Annotated in this window: 12 protein-coding genes and 1 pseudogene; 7 read left to right on the top strand and 6 right to left on the bottom strand. The window is 47.5% G+C overall.

The window, feature by feature from the left end:
• From Q0991_RS02115 to Q0991_RS02130, 4 genes are all read left to right on the top strand, one after another.
• Window positions 1–142 (top strand): transposase (locus Q0991_RS02115; protein ID WP_299485061.1); only part of this gene is annotated, 142 nt, incomplete at its 5' end.
• A 139-nt stretch (window positions 143–281) separates the two neighbouring features.
• Window positions 282–1205, top strand: a complete 924-nt coding sequence (locus Q0991_RS02120; protein WP_299485040.1) for a class I SAM-dependent methyltransferase — start codon at window positions 282–284, stop codon at window positions 1203–1205.
• 459 nt (window positions 1206–1664) lie between these two features.
• Window positions 1665–3170: a filamentous hemagglutinin N-terminal domain-containing protein gene (locus tag Q0991_RS02125; protein ID WP_299485042.1), complete on the top strand. Its 1506-nt coding sequence runs from the start codon at window positions 1665–1667 to the stop codon at window positions 3168–3170.
• A 115-nt stretch (window positions 3171–3285) separates the two neighbouring features.
• A complete protein-coding gene (locus tag Q0991_RS02130) occupies window positions 3286–4647 on the top strand; it encodes an S-layer family protein (protein WP_299485044.1) in 1362 nt (453 codons plus the stop codon).
• On the opposite strand, the gene Q0991_RS02135 is transcribed toward Q0991_RS02130, so the two are convergent.
• On the bottom strand, window positions 4644–5579 hold the full coding sequence (locus Q0991_RS02135) for an isoaspartyl peptidase/L-asparaginase family protein (protein ID WP_299485047.1): 936 nt from the start codon (window positions 5577–5579) through the stop codon (window positions 4644–4646). The two genes, Q0991_RS02130 and Q0991_RS02135, sit on opposite strands and share 4 nt — an antisense overlap.
• 188 nt (window positions 5580–5767) lie before the next feature.
• Window positions 5768–6862 carry an ATP-grasp domain-containing protein gene (locus Q0991_RS02140; RefSeq protein ID WP_299485049.1) on the bottom strand — a complete coding sequence of 365 codons (1095 nt, stop codon included), beginning with the start codon at window positions 6860–6862 and terminating at the stop codon, window positions 5768–5770.
• A gap of 782 nt (window positions 6863–7644) precedes the next feature.
• Between Q0991_RS02140 and Q0991_RS02145 the strand changes: the two genes are divergently transcribed.
• The 3 genes from Q0991_RS02145 to Q0991_RS02155 all read left to right on the top strand — a co-directional run bounded on the left by Q0991_RS02145 (window position 7645) and on the right by Q0991_RS02155 (window position 12834).
• Window positions 7645–8811 (top strand): ATP-grasp domain-containing protein, encoded by a 1167-nt coding sequence (locus Q0991_RS02145; protein WP_299485051.1) that lies wholly within the window; start codon window positions 7645–7647, stop codon window positions 8809–8811.
• Between the two features lie 347 nt (window positions 8812–9158).
• The gene (locus Q0991_RS02150; RefSeq protein WP_299485053.1) at window positions 9159–9809 is read left to right on the top strand and encodes a MarC family protein; all 651 of its coding nucleotides are present in this window, start codon (window positions 9159–9161) and stop codon (window positions 9807–9809) included.
• Between the two features lie 232 nt (window positions 9810–10041).
• On the top strand, window positions 10042–12834 hold the full coding sequence (locus tag Q0991_RS02155) for a GAF domain-containing protein (RefSeq protein WP_299485055.1): 2793 nt from the start codon (window positions 10042–10044) through the stop codon (window positions 12832–12834).
• 3 nt (window positions 12835–12837) lie between these two features.
• Here the strand turns inward: Q0991_RS02155 and secA are convergent, their stop codons facing one another.
• The 4 genes and pseudogenes from secA to Q0991_RS25035 form a co-directional block, all read right to left on the bottom strand.
• Entirely contained in the window at window positions 12838–15630 is a 2793-nt protein-coding gene (gene secA, locus Q0991_RS02160) for a preprotein translocase subunit SecA (protein WP_299485057.1), read from the bottom strand.
• Window positions 15631–15858: 228 nt separating this feature from the next.
• Window positions 15859–16044 carry a PCP reductase family protein gene (locus Q0991_RS02165; protein ID WP_299485059.1) on the bottom strand — a complete coding sequence of 62 codons (186 nt, stop codon included), beginning with the start codon at window positions 16042–16044 and terminating at the stop codon, window positions 15859–15861.
• 183 nt (window positions 16045–16227) lie between these two features.
• Entirely contained in the window at window positions 16228–17622 is a 1395-nt protein-coding gene (gene psbC, locus Q0991_RS02170) for a photosystem II reaction center protein CP43 (protein WP_299485063.1), read from the bottom strand.
• A pseudogene (locus Q0991_RS25035) lies at window positions 17606–17689 on the bottom strand (photosystem II protein D2); the annotation flags it as partial. The gene psbC and the pseudogene Q0991_RS25035, both read right to left, overlap by 17 nt.

The raw sequence follows: 17689 nt of genomic DNA on the forward strand, positions 1-17689 counted from the left end.
GAATGCGACAGGTCATAAGTTTTGGGCCAGAGGCTTTTTTGTGGCGACAGTGGGTCGGGATGAAGCAGTAATTCGTCGATACATCCGCTCCCAAGAAGCCGAAGAGTACAAACAGGAGCAATTGAGCCTTTTAGAGAGCTGAGGTCTCACCCCCTGACCCCCTTTCAGGGGTTTTTCCCAAACCTCCGGTTTTACCGGAGGTTATTGATTCAATTCTGGCGTCGTTGTTTGTCATAATGAGGCTATTCCTGTTCATTTCTATATAAAAATCGCTTTTAAAAATGACTGTTGCTTCACCTCAAGCACCCCGATTTTCGTCTCGCGTTGTCAATGGCCTTTTAGCCATTAAGCCGTTGGCTAACTTTGCTAAGTTTCAAGCCCGAAAAATGATGATTGAACGGGCGGAATCGATTGGGGTGCCCTGGCGGAATCGAGCCTCGTCCTTGATGGAACGGGGATTGGAGGTCTGGGAAGCAGAACGACAAGCCATCCAAACGCCAGACTTGGACTATCCAGACTATTATGTGGTTTCCTTCCATGCTTATGAGTCAGGGAATTTGAGCTGGGAAGCGGCCACTGAAGTAGAAGTGGCCTCCTATGCTGCCCATGCCCGAATTTGGCCTGAGTCGGGGGCAAAGGGAGATGGTCGTTTGCGTCAGAGCTATCACACGGTTTTGCAGGAGAAAATCCCGACAGCCCCTAAAGATATTTTGGATCTAGGCTGTAGCGTCGGGTTAAGCACCTTGGCCCTGCAAGAGACTTATCCTGAGGCTCGGCTAACAGGGTTGGATTTGTCCCCGTATTTTTTGGCGATCGCAAATCACAATACCCCCGCCAGCGATTCCCTCCAATGGATTCACCGAGCTGCCGAAGATACCGGCTTACCGGACAACAGTTTTGATCTGGTCTCTATCTGTCTGGTCTGTCATGAGTTACCGCGCACGGCCATTCGCGATATCTTTGCCGAAGCCCATCGTTTGCTGCGGCCCCAAGGCCATTTAGCCGTTATGGATATGAACCCCAACTCTGATGTCCATCGCAAGTTGCCCCCCTATGTGCTGACGCTTCTTAAGAGTACCGAGCCTTACTTAGATGACTATTTCACCTTCGATATTCAGCAGGCTTTCTCAGAGGCAGGCTTCCAGCAGCCCTCTCTTACCTGCAACAGCCCTCGTCATCGGACTCTTATTGCCCAGGTCGATTAATTCAGTTTCACGGGTGAATACCACCATAGATGCAGCAATCGGCAAGCTGGAGCACATTTTGCCATGTCGAGCAGTAGATTTAGCACAAATTAGATAATAATCTAAATTTAAAAGCTCAAAATCTTGATTTAATCTTTGTATACTCAGGAATTAATTTATTTCTACTTAATACCTTTCAGTAAAGACTAAAGCTATTGGCAAAACACTATCTCTCCATCCGCTCACTTTATTAAAATAGATAAAATATCTATAAATACGGGTATTGAACACCCATATTTATAGAATTTGAAACGAATTAATCAAGATTTCTTGCCAGAAGCTCTACTAGCACCTTTTCTAAAATCCATTAGTTTGAATTATTCTGGTTCTTTAACTTTTATTACAGGCTGAATAACGTCACGATCTTGGGCTGAAAAGTAACTATGGCAACCTGGCATCTATCTGAATAGCGAAATTGACTTGAGGTTCACATTCGGTTTTCTGAAAAAGCATATATTCTGGGCATGCCCACCCATTGCTAACCCCTCGTATCTGATTGGTGGACTGCTCTCCTTATGCTGGCTTTATGCCCCCCCCCCTCTCCATGCCCAGATCGTTCCTGACCAGACCCTACCGAACAATTCCCAAGTTACAGCCCATGGCAACGATATTGTAATTGCAGGTGGAACCACTGCGGGAAACAATCTTTTTCATAGTTTTGAGTCATTTTCTCTAACGAACACCCACAAAGCGATATTCAATCCTGCTCCTGCCATCGACAACATCATTGGTCGAATCACCGGAAAATCCATCTCCAATATAGATGGCGTTATTCGTGTCAATGGCAACGCCAACTTACTTTTGCTCAATCCTAATGGCATAGTCTTTGGCCCCAATTCAACGCTAGACATGAGGGGCTCTTTTCTGGCTAGCACTGCAGACGGGGTCCAATTCCAAGACGGTCACTTTCTCAGTACGACTCATTCGCAGTCCCCACCTCTCCTAACGATTTCTAGACCCACTGGCCTCCTCTTCAATGGAACTCAACCTGGACAGATTGTGGTTCAGGGCAACCTAGCCGTTCCACCCAGGCAGACTCTCGCCTTAGTGGGGAGTAATATTCAATTTAACGGGGGCATTGCGATCGCAGAATCTGGACGGGTTGAAATTGGCAGCGTCAGTCAAGGAACCGTCACGCTCTCCCCCTCTACGATTGGATGGCATCTCGGGTATGATTTCGTCCAAGCCTTTAGTGATATTCAGTTGTTGTCTGAATCAGCAATATTAAACCCCAATTCTGTTCGCAATCCTTTGGGCGGAATTCAAGTCCAAGGGCGTCAAATCCATCTCAGTCAATCCGAAATTCGGGCCCAAACCCTGAGTGACCTGCCAGGGGCTGATATCAACCTTTATGCAAGCCAATCCTTAGATATTGGTGGTGAAGTTGACAGCTTTTTTCCGTTCAGCTCCTGGATCGCCAATGTGGTTGAAAAAGATGCAAATGGTAAAGGTGGGCGGATTAATATTAACGTTCCTAATATATCCATACGAGAGGGTGGACGTATTCAAACCCTGAGTCTAGGGGATGGCCCAGCTGGGACTATTACGGTTAATGCTGACACTCTTTTGGTGCGCGGTGGGGCATCTCCCACCGTAAACAGTAGAAAAGAACTAGGAGATAGTTTAAATAGTCAAATTTCAAGCTCTACTTTTAGCAACGGAGCGGGGGGGGATGTCACGGTTGAAGCGCAATTTCTCTCCTTAACCAATGGTGGTCGAATAGGAACTCTCGTAGGTCCTTCGGCTTCTGGCCCAGGAGGTGATGTATATGCGACAATCTCAAAGTCGATTTTTAGCGAAGAAGTTAATCCGTTTCAAAGAGATTCTGGTAGTGGCATCACAACGTTTACCTTTGGTAAGGGAAATGCAGGAGATATTAAAGTATCTACTCAGACATTAACTCTTCAAGCTGGGGGGGCACGTTAGTTCACGAAGTTTAAATTTTCCCTTCGGTAATCAAGGTTTTTCACCCGGAGCTGGCAGTGCAGGCAATGTTGATGTCCAAGCTTATCAATGGATCAATCTCTGGGGAGCTTCCAGGATGTCCCCTGGCATTATTAGCTTGTTGGGGAGTATCAATAATGGGACTGGAGCAGGTAGTGATGTTTCAGTTTCTACCCAGCGCTTAACTGTAGCAGATGGCGCAAGTGTATCGTCATCCGTGTTTTCCTTTGTGACTGGTGCTGGTGCATTGCCGCCAGGAGTCGGAACGGGAGAGGGGGGTAACCTAACAGTCAACGCTGCAGACTCGATAACAATCGTTGGAATGAATCCCTCTCCGTTCAATCCTTCACCCAGTATATTAGGTACATTCACATTAGGTCCGGGTAATGCGGGCGATACAACCGTCAACACACAGCGGTTAACCGTCTTAGAGGGTGGGCAGGTCAACACTGGAACCCTAGCCAGCGGTAATGCTGGCAGACTATTTATCAACGCCTCCGAATCTGTATTGGTGAAAGGTAGAGCCGCAAATGGACTGCCAGCCCAAATTGCATCCAATACCTTGGTGTTGAATGAGGCCACCCGCAATACATTCTTTCTTCCCCCTCAACCAACGGGTAATACAGGTGAAGTCACGATTAAATCGAGGCAAATTACCCTCTCTGATGGAGGGCGTATTGGGGTTCAGCACATTGGAAGCGGCAATGCGGGTGAGTTAAGCATCGAAGCCGATTCCGTTTTATTAAATAATCAAGGCGCAATTATTGCGGAAACGGCTTCAGGTGAGGGAGGCAATTTGGATCTAACGGTTAAGGGCATCTTACAATTGCGGAACCAAAGCCTTATCTCCACAGAATCTAGAGGACTTGGAAATGGCGGCAATATCAGAATCAATGCCCAGTTCTTGATTACCTCTCCTTTCGAGAACAGCGATATTATTGCCAATGCATTTGATGGCAATGGCGGCAACATCACCATCAACACTCAAGGTATTTTTGGTTTTGCCTCCCGAGAAACCGTCACCCCGTATAGCGATATTACAGCCAGCTCCCAACAGGGCATTAATGGCGTTGTTGAAATCAATAGCCCTGAAGTGGATCCCAGCCAGAGCTTGGTTGAGCTACCTGCTGCTGTACCGCCACCAGCGGAGATTGCCCAGGGCTGCCGACCGGGGCAATCCCTGGGGGGGAGTTCTTTTACCCATGTCGGTCGAGGAGGACTCCCTCTAGGTCCAGGTCGATCCTTAACACCACATACGGTATGGCAAGATCTCAGGCCCCATGATCAGAGACCTCTGAATTCTGTCCAGGCCCATCAAAAGAGCCCTATCGCCAAAACCGACCAGTCCCCCTCTCAGATCGTTGAGGCAAGGGGGTGGCAGCAGGATTCTCAAGGACGGATTTATTTGACTGCCCCTACCGTCTCAACCCATATGCATCAGGGATCAAACTGTGGCTAGGTCAATTGGAAGTGGGATTCGCCCCCTTGCTCAATCCAGCCATAGATCATGCCAGAGGTGGAGTGACCGACACCGCATCTGCCCTGAGCATCGATTACAATCACACCGCCCAAACCTTTGACCTTGGAGACTAGGTATTCTATTCCGGCTTGGGCAGCTTCTGGCGCACTCACCGCTTGAAAGTGAATATAGTCCGAAATTGTTTTAGCGAGCACGGTCCGCATAAATTGTTCGCCGTATCCCGTCGCCGATACCGCGCAAGTCTCGTTGTCCGCAAATACCCCTGCACCAATAATGGGCGAGTCTCCCACTCGACCCCAACGCTTATTGACAATCCCCCCCGTTGAGGTGGCAGCCGCCAAATTCCCCTCTAGGTCAAAGGCGGTGGCACCGACTGTGCCAAACTTCCGTTGGGGCTCCTGCTCAATATCCTCATGATCGAGCACCATCTTCCCCGCCTTCTCGGCCTCTTGAAACTGCTTGATGCGAGACGCAATCACAAAATAGTCATCGGGTAAGCATTCCACTCCCCATAGTTCAGCAAACTCCATGGCCCCGTGGCCGATTAGCATCACATGCTCGCTCTTTTTGAGGACAAGACGTGCCAAAGCAATGGGGTTTTTGATATTTTTAATGCCTGCAACCGATCCGGCTGCTAGATCTGAACCATTCATGATCGCAGCATCCATCTCCACCTCGCCATACTCATTCAGCACCGAGCCCCGACCCGCGTTGTACAACGGGTCATCTTCGAGCAAACAGACACAATATTCAACTACCTCTAGCGCTGAAGATCCTTGCTGTAGTTTGAGACGCCCCTGTGCCAAAATGCCATTGATACTTTGGGCGAAATCTTCTTCACTGCCTTCAGCTTGAATATGTTGTAGGGCACCAGCGCCCCCATGAATCATTAGGGAGTAGTTCGAAGACATAACGGCGGAGAACGGGATACTAAATGCGCAAGCCACGCTCAGCAACGATTGCGGTCATCCCTACATCTCCGACAAAGGCCCACAATAAGGATGTCCCTATTACGGGGATTGAGTCAGAGAAGCGGTTGCCAAGCCCTAATCCTATTCTCGCAAGAAATGGGGAGTCGGGCCAGGTTTATGGGGTCCCTTCAAAGAAGTTGCTTCAGTTGTTCTCTCAGGCGATCTTGCTGTTCCGGCGTTCCTGCCAGCAAGATCACTAGCTTACCGATTAAAATACTGCCCCAATTGACAATAACAATTCCTTGCTGAGATTGGTCGTCGTATTCCATATCCCTCAAATCAATTTGATGCAAGGAGCGGGCGGAGGTGATGAAGGTTTCGCTCGTCCAGCTAGAAATATTAAGTTTATGGGCAATTCCGGTTGGATAGGAAGCCCCGTTAAAACGAGGATTGCATTCAATTGCCAAATAGCATGGCTCTCCTTCCTTTTCGGCAACGGCAACGTCAAAGGCAAAAATATCTTTCATGCCCTGCTGGGCCATCCATTGGGCCATGGGATCAACCACATCCCAGGGTTGATGAATGGTTGGATAGCGATTACCACTATGGGTACAGCCATCTAGAATTTGTTCTGAGGCTGCCAAGGGTTTAACCCCTGCCGATGTCACTTCGTACTGCAAATTCAAAAAACTAATGGCTTGCACCTCTTCTTGAATTTGGAAGGGCATATAGTCGGGCAGTCCCTGCAAGGCCGAAACCAGCTGCGGCTCATCTTCACAACGAACAATGCCCATCCCATCTACAGAGATGGATGGTTTGAGATAGCAGGGATAGGGAATATCCGCGTCGAGATCGATAAATGACTTGTTATTGAAACACAAGGTGGTCGGAACAGTGACCCCCAAGGTATGGGCCAATTCCATGAAATTGTTTTTGGAATTGACGTAATCAACCACGCCGTACCAATTTTGGTCTAGTTGTCGGAATTGCTCAGCATAAGAACTTTCATGGTTGACTGCATCCCCAAAATAAAAGACGGACCGCTCTAATTCAGGATGTTCAGCAATACGATTGAGTGAAACATCCCATACCACTTGCTGAGTATGGGGTAAGCCGATGCGGCGATAATGTTCGGTAATGGCTCGCCATTCTGATTTCAGTTCGGGATGGAGCTGGATCACATCCTTCGGTTCGGTTAGACCCAGTACCCGCCCTGAGTAGAGATAATTTCCCTGCACCTGCTCATGAGTGCAGTTCATGATGTCATGATTAAAAATTTTCATTTCTTCAGCTCCTCTGTGCTAGTCAGGAATGAGCGTGCGATCGCACGCCAGAGACAGATGCCCCAATCCGCATCAATTAAACAATCTGAAGTGCTAAAAGGTAATAGTCATTACATAGATCAATTGACATCAAAAACCTTGTTTGGACAAATGTGAAGAAAACTAACTATTCAAACCATAAAAGATGCAAAGAATGCATTGATATCGATTTTTAAGATTAATAGATCTCTGTGTAAGTGAGGGAATCAAGCATTCCAACCTAATTCAGTCTCACTATAAGTTCTTTTGACTATATTTTAAAAGAAGTTAATTATCCCTAAACAAATTCAGAGCCATCTCAACCAGGAAGATCTTTACATCTCTTTTTTACACCAGATAAGAATCATGTTAATCAGCTCTTGAGGCTTAAAATCAGGACTGCCTTATGCCTTGAAAATGATGTTTTGAGGGGTTGGTAATGCCCAATTCACTTCATCGCCAAAAACTGATTTTGCGATCTTTATCTGGAATAATCTTGCCCTAAAATAGGTTGAAATATTTTGCATTTATTGCATCGCCTGATGAATAATGCATAGTTCTTTGGCGCAATGGACGTTGCCTGGATAATCAAAAGGTTAAAAAATAAATATTTTCCAGAAAAATGGTTCAAAAGGTTTACAAATTCGCTTAACCTTTTTTAGGGTTCTGCTAGCAAGTTTTTCGAGCATATTAGTGTTGCTGTTCCCAAAATAGCGAGCTCATATTTGGTTCGCTAAATTTCTTTCCCCCTTAGAAACCGTTGCATGAAGATATACAACCACGATATCCGGACCAGCACTCATGAAACGAGTGGCGGAACACATTTGTACTCAGGGCGGGCTCTAGGGCTTTCTGAACCAACAGATATCATCCAAATTCATCCAGCACTCAAGCCTGAGTGGGACAGTATTGCTGCCCACTATGCTCGGATTGGGCTACGCCACTCTCACAATGTATTGTGGAGCCTGTCTCTGGCCCACTTGCAAACCTATGCAGATTACGAACCCTCTGTATATTTCTTTGGCGATGCAGTTTGTGATCACAGTCCCTGCGCTCAGTTCTATCGGGATATCGATCAGCGTTGGTTTGACGTCGTCACATATATCAATGCCAAAAACAACTTTATCGAGCTGGCCCAGAGATTAGGCCTACCTGTTCCAGCGACTGCCTGTTTTAATCGCTCTGCCGCTGTTGGGCAACTCGAACGCTTTACGTATCCCTGCTATCTCAAGCCTTCTGTTTCTGATAGTGGGTTTGGAATTTTATATTGCCAAGATGCCAGGCAATTGGCCGCAGCCTTAATGGAATGGAGTGATCCAGTTCCTTTCCAAATTCAAGCGGAAGCCCCATCTGCCACATTTATTAATCTTCAGTATCAAGTGACGGAAAATGGCATAGAACGTCTGTTAGTCTCAGAACAGATTTTGAATGGCTGTGTACATGGCGGGAATCGCTATCCCACGGCCCACCAGCCTTGGTCATACTTCGATCCCTTAGCACAATGGCTGGCTGAACAGGGAATGAAGGGCCTGTTTGCATTCGATGCAGCCGTCGTGGATGGGGCAGAACACCCATATTTAGCCATCGAATGTAATCCAAGATTTAACGGATCTTCCTATCCCACCCTGATTGCCCAAAAATTAGGAATTCTCCAATGGAGTAGTGAGACCTTGATGACGGATTACCATTCTCTAGCTGATTTGGAGCTGAGGGACCTAGAGTTCAATCCTGATTTAGGCACAGGAATTATCCTGATCAATTGGGGAACGATTCTGGTTGGAAAAATTAGTGTATTGCTTGCAGGCACAACAGTCCAACAGGCTGCGCTGAGAACGGAATTGCAAAACCAACTAATGGATTCTGAACAATTACGTCCACTCAACCCTCGGGACTACATAACCAAGGAACTCGCGAAGATCTCAGGGATATAGGGTCTAAAAGCCTTATAAAGGAGCTTCTGAAACGCGAAAATTTATAAAGCTAGGATGGATTGCATCTCATTTCAGTTAATACTACCTGTGGGGTAGCGGTTGGTAATCCATTGCCCTCGTTTGTGGGATGATAAGCAAGGTTCGTTGACATCAAATACTGACTTATTGCCTTGCAAATCGCTGGTTTCTTAAAGTCAGCCCCCTATGGGACTGTTTACGCCTGGGGGGTGGTACCTTGAGCGATCCGATTACAAAACGTCAAGGTGAGGCGTATTTTGCGATCGCAACAGATCGTGCAGCCGATCGCCCACAAGGGATTCATCACATCGATAAAGGATAACTAAACTGTGTTGGACTGGCCGGAATATCTGAAATTAGTTGCTGGTCTAGCATCAATTGTGAACCCAGTCGGTGTTATCCCCATTTTTCTGAGCTTGACCGAAGGGCTAGAGGCCAATAAACGGCGTTGGGTTGCAGTACAAGCCTCATTTGCCCTGTGTATGGTCCTGATGGTGTCTCTGGTGGCAGGAGAAGCAATTCTCAAATTTTTCAGCATCAGCTTACCTTCTTTTAGAGTCGCCGGGGGCTTGTTGATCCTATTGACCGCTCTATCCATGTTAAGGGCTGAGACGCTGGAATCTCGTCAACTCACTGAAACGGGTACCGTCGATCCCAATGAATCACCCACGCTGCCTGATACGCCTGTGGCAGTGGTGCCGATTGGCATCCCGCTCTTGGGAGGGCCGGGAGCTATTAGCACCGTGATTGTTTACGCCCATGTCCAAGAATCCTTTTCCCATGCGGTTTTGGTGAGCTTTGCCATTTTCAGCGTGTCCCTACTGGCCTTAATGGGGCTACTGATATCCCCGCTGGTCGATTCAGTGATGGGCAAAACAGGGATGAATGTAATTAGCCGAATTATGGGGTTGATTATTACAGCGATTTCCATTGAATTTATTGCGGATGGAGTCAAGGAACTTTTACCAGGCTTGGGGTGACGATGTCAGGGGGGCACATATGCCCAAACAATGGGTCAAACATACCGTCGAAATATCAGAACTTGAAACATCAGAACTGAACGGATACAAAAGCGATTTGCCGGAAAATTTTTTCCTGATTGTTAGAGTTTGGATGTTGTTAGACCACACTAATAAATGACGAGTAGCCAAGTCATTGGCTACAGCAGATAAATGTGTATCAATTGTTGCCGTCCTTTTATCAGCCTCACATATGATTCAGCGAGTCGGTCAGCCCAACCCAACGCAGCTTATTAGTATCCAAACTCTGATTGAAGGCTTGTTGGCATCCGAACAGGTCGAGCCAATGGTGGACTGTGCCCTACGCTTTCTCCAAGCTGAACTGGATTATCCGCTTTTATGGATTGCGGCCTATGATGCTGACCGTTCAGAGTTATCCGGTTTAGGGGGCAGTTTGCCTCATGCAGAGTCTAGTGCGTTTACCCAGCGCTATCCTGTACTGCCCGGCGATCTGTTTGATCAGGCGGTGTTAACTGGGCAACCCATCGAAGTGATGAATCTGCAGGAAGACAGTCGGATTGGGAAGTGGCAGAAAATTGCGCAGCGTTACGATATTCAAGGGGCTATTCTCTATCCCATACAGCATCGCAATCTCTGCCTGGGCGTCGTGCTGCTGGGCTCTATCCATTGGGGAAGGAATCCAAGAACGGAAGAGAGCCACGTCTTATCCATTTTTGCCCGAACGTTTGGCGCTGTGCTGCATCACCTTCAGCATCAAGCGGTGGAACCGCCCCCCACAGGAACATCCCCCTTACTCGAAATTGTCAATCAAATTAGTCCGTTGACGGATTGGGAAGATCGTCTGCACGTCATTCTAAAGTCAACGCATCAGGTCATCAACCCCACGTTTACAGGTCTGTACTGGATGGATTATGAGGAGGACCATTGTGTTCTGAAATCCTGCTATCAACCCGGTCAAGGCAGCCGATTAAGTCGCGTTCGTCCCCTTAAGGCTCAAGTGCAGCTTTCGGAAATAGCGCCTTTTTGTCAAGTCCTCTCAGCAGGTCAAATTATTTCAGTCAGCGAACGGGAAGGAACGGTCAATACGAAAGTCCCCTTGCGCTTGATGCAGCAGACGAAGTCTCGTTCCTTGCTATGTGCCCCCATTATGGGGGAGGGACGGCTACTCGGTTTTTTATCCGTAGAAGGGGCAGAGCCTCGCGTTTGGCAAGAACAGGAGAAAAACCTTGTCCAAGCGACCGCTCAACTCATTGGTTTATCGGTGGTTGCGCCTGAAGGGGAAAGGCCAATCCAAGTCTCTTCTCAAACCCATACGTTGATGGGGCAGTTTACCCAATTGATGGTGGAGTCTAAAGATTGGCCCAAAACCCTTAGGAAAGTCACAGAGCACCTTTGTCGGCATCTCCAAACTCAGCGACTGGTGTTATTGCAGCATGATGAACGAACGGGAGAATTTCGAGTTGAATACCAATACCATAGCCCTAAACATCAACCTTTGCTGGATGTTTTACAGCCGCTGAGTGATGTGGATGCTCGAATGCTGGAGCGGAATATTGGTGCGATCTCAATTACAGATCTAGAGGAAGATTTACGATTCCTAGCCTGGCGAGAATCACTGATGAGCCAAGGACTACGTTCACTTCTCGTCTGCAGAACAGTAGCAGGTAGCAATACTCCTCGTACCATCCTTATTTTAGGGAATAACCGAGCTAAAACATGGAAACCCAATGAGATTGAATTTGTACAGCAATTTGCACAGACCCTTGGCACATTCGAGCAAAAACAGCGAGATTACTTGTTGCAGCAGCAACAACTCAAGCTTCAGGGGCAAGTACAAGATGCGTTGCCCTCTCTCCTCAAGATCGAGGACCCCACACAATTGATATCTACAGGGGTCGACCTGATTGCCGAAATATTTAGTATTCCGCTAGTGGCTGGGATATTGTGGGTTCCGGGGCAGAATCAAGGGCAGATTGTAGCGCACCACACATCGCTACCCGAATTTTCGATTTCTGAGGGGTCCCCCATTCAACTCAGTCAAGATCCGCTATTGTCAAAGCTCCTGGCTCTGCAGGAAGAACCTTCCTCCCTAGACAATCTAGTTAAAGTTGCTGCTGCAGAGCTAACCCCTGAGTCTCGACGTTGGCTGAATAGTCCAGGATTGGATAAAGTCTGGGGATTTGCGTTACGCTCTCTTAACGCTTCTATGCCATTAGGCGCCATAATTTTAGGGACGTCTCCAGAACTGACGTTAAGTGCCTTCGAACTCAAACAGATTCAGACGCTGGTTCAGCAACTGGCTGGTCGTTATCGAACTCTAAGAGAGATTCATTTGCTCCATGTGCGGTGGAGCAACTCAGAATGTTTACATTGGTTTAAACAACGCTCCTTAGAACATCAATCAGAATACATCCAGAATGATCTCAGGGCTCTTCAAGCAATGCTACCTCCTGAAAAATCGGGTCAGCCCCCCCTAGTCAGGGTGCGAGCAACCTTAGAGGAATGGAACTCACTGCTCAAGCTTGGAGATTGGCAACTCACCTCAGAACAAGACTCCGTTCCTTTAGCCAGTATTTTAAGGCGCTCCATGGAACGAATAGAGTCCTTGGTCCAGTCCCGTCAGTTATGGACTCAGGTTCATAATCTGACCTCCAATACTACGCTGACAGGGACCAACGATAAACTCGAACTGGTTCTTCATGAATTATTGCTCGCAGCCTGTCATCGATCTCAACCTGGAGATCGCATTGATATCTGGTGTCGACTGATCAATTCCAAATGGGTAGAACTATCCATTACGGATCAAGGACAGCTCCATCCTCGATTTATTCAAGACTTTCAATCCGTACGGTCCCGAGATTTGCTAATGCCAAATCTGCTAGATCAGTTGCCTGGCAGGAATCTAAAAGCCTGTCAATGGGTCATTGAAGGATTGGGGGGGAGGATGGAACTAGCCCAATTAGAAGATGGACGAATTTTAAGTCGTCTCACCCTCCCACTACAGATAAAAACGAATCAACCTTGACCCCTAGGAAGCCACTTCCGAAGGTTCAGGTTGGCGCTGGGGTCGGAATTGGAAGAGAGAATAGACCACATTACGACGAATTGCGGTCATCATATCCAAGAAGACTTCGTATCCTTCACTTTTGTACTCAATCAGTGGATCTTGCTGACCATAACCCCTGAGTCCGACTGCTTCCCGCAACGCATCCATCTGTTGCAAATGCTCTCGCCAAAGCATATCAATTTGCTGCAAGATAAAGAATCGCTCTGCCTGGCGCATCAAGGTCGGCTCCATTTCATTCACCTCCGACTCTTTCTGGTCATAGGCAATCCGAACCTGCTCCCGCAAGAACATCTTCATCTCAGGCATAGACAGATCAGCGATGTGGCTAGCTTCGAGATCCTCCAACAAATAAACAAATTCCTTTGTCTTGTCGACCAACTGCTCTAGGTTCCATTCTTCTGGAGGCAGTTCTGGATTGACATAGGCTTCCACAATGTCATCCATGGTTTGTTCGGCATATTCAATGACGCGCTCTTTGAGGTCTTCCCCTTCTAAGACCCGCCGACGCTCAGCATAAATCGCCCGCCGCTGATTATTCATCACTTCGTCGTATTCAAACACCTGTTTCCGAATATCGTAATAATACGTCTCGACCTTCTTTTGCGCATTTTCTAAACTGCTCGTCAAGATTCGAGACTCAATGGGCATATCCTCTTCCACCCGAAATGCATTCATCAATCCGGCAACGCGATCGCCACCAAAAATACGAAGGAGGTTATCCTGCAAACTGAGGAAAAATCGGGTTGAACCTGGGTCTCCTTGACGACCTGCCCGACCCCGCAATTGGTTGTCAATGCGGCGAGAATCATGTCTCTCCGTACCGATGACATGGAGTCCCCCGCGTTCTACGACCTTGTTATGTTCTTTACTGGTAAACGCTTCATATTCTTCCAAAATTAAGTTGTAGACTTCCCGCAACTTTTGAATCACTGGGTCATCTGTGGGTGCCTTTTCAGATGCAACGGCAATCAGCTCTTCCGCTTGCAATTCTGGTAAGCTCTGCTCACCATATTGTTTAACCGCCGCATTGACCGCCTCTTTCAAGAGGGATTCAGCATCTTTAGAAATAGTAGTCGGAAAGATCTCTGGCGAAACCTTCCAGGTCTTTCTCTGCATGCCTTTTTGTTGACCGTCTCCACCAAAACCCTGACTACCCGACTCGGGTAACTTCACCTGCATCATGGATAACGGATTATCATCCTCAGGGTGGACAATCCGAGGCATTAGGTACTCGCGGACCTTAAGGCGGGCCATATATTCAGCATTGCCGCCCAGGATAATATCTGTTCCTCGGCCTGCCATATTGGTAGCAATTGTCACTCGGCCTTCACGGCCTGCCTGAGCCACAATCTCCGACTCCCGCTCCACATTCTCCGGCTTTGCATTCAGGAGATTATGAGGAATACTGCGTTCCAGTAGAAGCTTCGACAAGACCTCAGACTTCTCAACACTGGTGGTTCCTACCAAGATGGGACGCCCTACTTCGTACATCTCAGCGCACTCATTCGCAACCGCTAACCACTTGGCTTCTTCACTCTTGTAGACCACATCGGAGATATCTTGCCGTTGATTAGAGCGATTAGTGGGGATAATCGTCACCTCTAATTTATAAATCTTTTCGAACTCCGCTTCTTCTGTCTTGGCCGTTCCCGTCATCCCTGCTAACTTGTCATAGAGCAGGAATAGATTTTGATAAGTAATCGTGGCTAAAGTCTGCGTCTCATTTTGAATTTCGACTTTTTCCTTGGCCTCAATCGCTTGGTGAAGACCATCGCTCCATCGCCGTCCTGGCATCACCCGACCCGTAAATTCATCGACAATGACAATCTCATCATTGCGGACAATGTAATTTACGTCATTGATAAATAGCTCTTTCGCTTTAATGGCATTAAAAACATAGTGCGCCCAGGGATCCTCAGGATCGAACAAATCGCTAACCCCTAGGATTTGCTCCGCTTCGACAAAGCCTTCATCCGTCAAAATAACATTGCGCGCCTTCTCGTCCACTTCATAATGCTCTTCAGCCTTTAAAGCGTTGGCAACTTTGGAGGCATCCAAATACTTTTCTGTAGGGCGCTCAACCTGACCCGAAATAATTAGAGGAGTCCGTGCTTCATCAACTAGAACAGAATCCACCTCATCAATAATGCAATAGTGAAGCGGGCGCTGAACAACTTCCTCAATAGACGTTGACATATTATCGCGAAGATAGTCGAAGCCAATCTCACTATTGGTGCCGTAAGTAATATCACAAGCGTAATTTTTCTTACGCTCCGTTGGAGACATAGATTGCTGAATCAGACCCACACTCAGCCCCAAGAACCGATGTACCTGTCCCATCCATTCTGCATCTCGCCGGGCCAGGTAGTCGTTCACCGTAATAACATGAACTCCTTTACCGGTTAGGGCATTCAGGTATGCCGGTAACGTTGACACTAACGTTTTACCTTCACCGGTCTTCATCTCGGCAATCTGGCCATCGTGCAGAATCATACCGCCTAAAAGCTGGACATCAAAGTGGCGCATGCCCAGCACCCGTTTGGATGCTTCTCGCACAACCGCAAAGGTTTCTGGTAACAAGTCGTCTAAGGTCTCACCATTTTTGAGGCGTTCCTTAAACTCATCTGTTTTTGCTCTTAATTCCTGATCTGAGAGAACCTCTACCTCTTCTTCAAGAAGATTAATCTCAACCACATCGGGTTGATACTTTTTGAGCTTTCGCTTATTCGGGTCGCCCAATAATGTTTTAAGCATGATTCTAAATAGTAGAGTTCAATCCAATCAGAAATGAATACATTGTCTTAGTAGTCTGATAGGCTGCAGATAATAGCCAATCAAAGTAGCTGATACGAGGTAAGTGCGATAATCGCTTGCGTTGGCTTAGAAGGCTAATCGGCCCAATTTGTGAGGCTTAGCATCTATCAATCCATAGCAAATATGCTCAAACCACAGGTAGGTGCCAACCAGGAGTAGGCAGCTGAACTATTGACCAAATTCTAGGCGGGCTAACTCAACTAATTCCACGGTTACCACATCCAAATTCGACTCCCTGGCAATTGCTTCAATCTTTTGTCTTGCTTGGGATCTTGCAAAAAACGGAATGTTTTTGAGTTTCGCTTCCGCAGTTGAAGTCCATCGGAGTAGATCAGTCAAGTCAGACTCACGCATTGTCTCCAGCACCTCATCGGAAAGTTCCTACACTCATTTTAAATCCTAAACAACTTTAGATGTTGGTTTAGCTAGATTTATCGGCTCGATATTAAGGTCGAAGCCCCCATACGAAAGCCCCCACTCATTAAAGTAGGGGCTTTCTAAATGACTCAGCTAGTCATACAAGTCACAAAAGGCAACTTATTCAACTGCTGTTGCATCAATATCAGGAAGAGACAATGTATATTCTGTCTTCCGCTCAATCCCTTTTTCGAAGCCAGCAGCAGCAGCCCGGGCGCGACCGGAGTGCCAGATATGGCCAACAAAGAAAAAGAAAGCAAGACAGAAGTGGGAAGTTGCGAGCCAGGCCCGAGGTGAAACGTAGTTAACCGAGTTAATTTCAGTAGCCACACCACCCACAGAGTTTAAGGATCCCAAAGGTGCATGGGTCATGTATTCAGCAGCACGGCGAGCTTGCCAAGGCTGAATATCATTTCTGAGCTTGTTCAAATCGAGACCGTTGGGACCACGAAGGGGCTCCAACCAGGGGCCTCGGAAATCCCAGAAACGCATGGTCTCACCACCGAAGATAATTTCCCCAGAAGGAGAGCGCATTAAGTACTTACCCAGACCTGTAGGACCTTGGGCAGAAGCGATATTAGCCCCCAACCGTTGGTCACGGATTAAGAAGGTCATGGCTTGGGCTTGAGAAGCCTCCGCACCCGTAGGGCCGTAGAATTCGCTGGGATAAACAGTGTTATTAAACCAGATATAGCCTACAGCAATCATGCCACACATATATAGGGCACCTAAGCTGTAAGAAAGATAGGCTTCACCAGACCAAACGTAGGCTCTACGGACCCATCCCCAAGGTTTAACAAGGATGTGGAAAACACCACCGAAGATGTAGTGAACACCAACGAGTAGGTGACCACCGACAACGTCTTCTAGGTTGTTGACGCTGATAATCCAACCCCCTTCTCCCCAAGGAGAACGGGTAATATAACCGAGGAAAGTCCCCAAATTCCAAGTTGGATTAGTAATCAAGCGAACATCACCACCGCCTGGTGCCCAGGGATCGTAAAGACCACCAAAGAACATGGCTTTCGCCGCAAAGGCAAGAGCACCAATTCCGAGGAAGATTAAGTGAATCCCCAGAATCTGCATCATTTTCTCTTTGTCTTCCCAGTCATATCCCCACCAATCGGAGTAATCCTCAAACTTAGCAGGGCCTCTGAAGGTGTGGTAAAGACCACCAAAACCGAGGACAGCAGAAGCGATTAGGTGAATCGCACCGATCACGAAGTAGGGATAAGTGCTAATGACTTCTCCACCAGGTCCAACACCAAACCCTTCAGCAGCTAGGTGAGCAAGTAGAATGCTGCCTTGCTCGTACATTGGCTTTTCAGGAATAAAGTGAGAGACCTCAAACAAGGTCATTGCACCGGCCCAGAAGGTCATCATGCCTGCATGGGCAATATGGGCACCAGTGAGCTGACCAGATAGATCAGTTAGTCGTGCATTTCCAGCCCACCAGCCATAGCCAGTGGTTGCGCGGTCATAACCTGCCGCAGACGGATTAAAGGGCGTTTCCACGTGGTAGAACCTCCTCAGGGAAGATGAAGTTTTCATGGATTTGGTCTTGGGGTGCCATCCAAGCACG

Origin of the sequence: Acaryochloris sp. IP29b_bin.137 (assembly GCF_028285745.1) — a bacterium.
In the GTDB taxonomy this organism is placed as follows: Bacteria; Cyanobacteriota; Cyanobacteriia; order Thermosynechococcales; family Thermosynechococcaceae; genus Acaryochloris.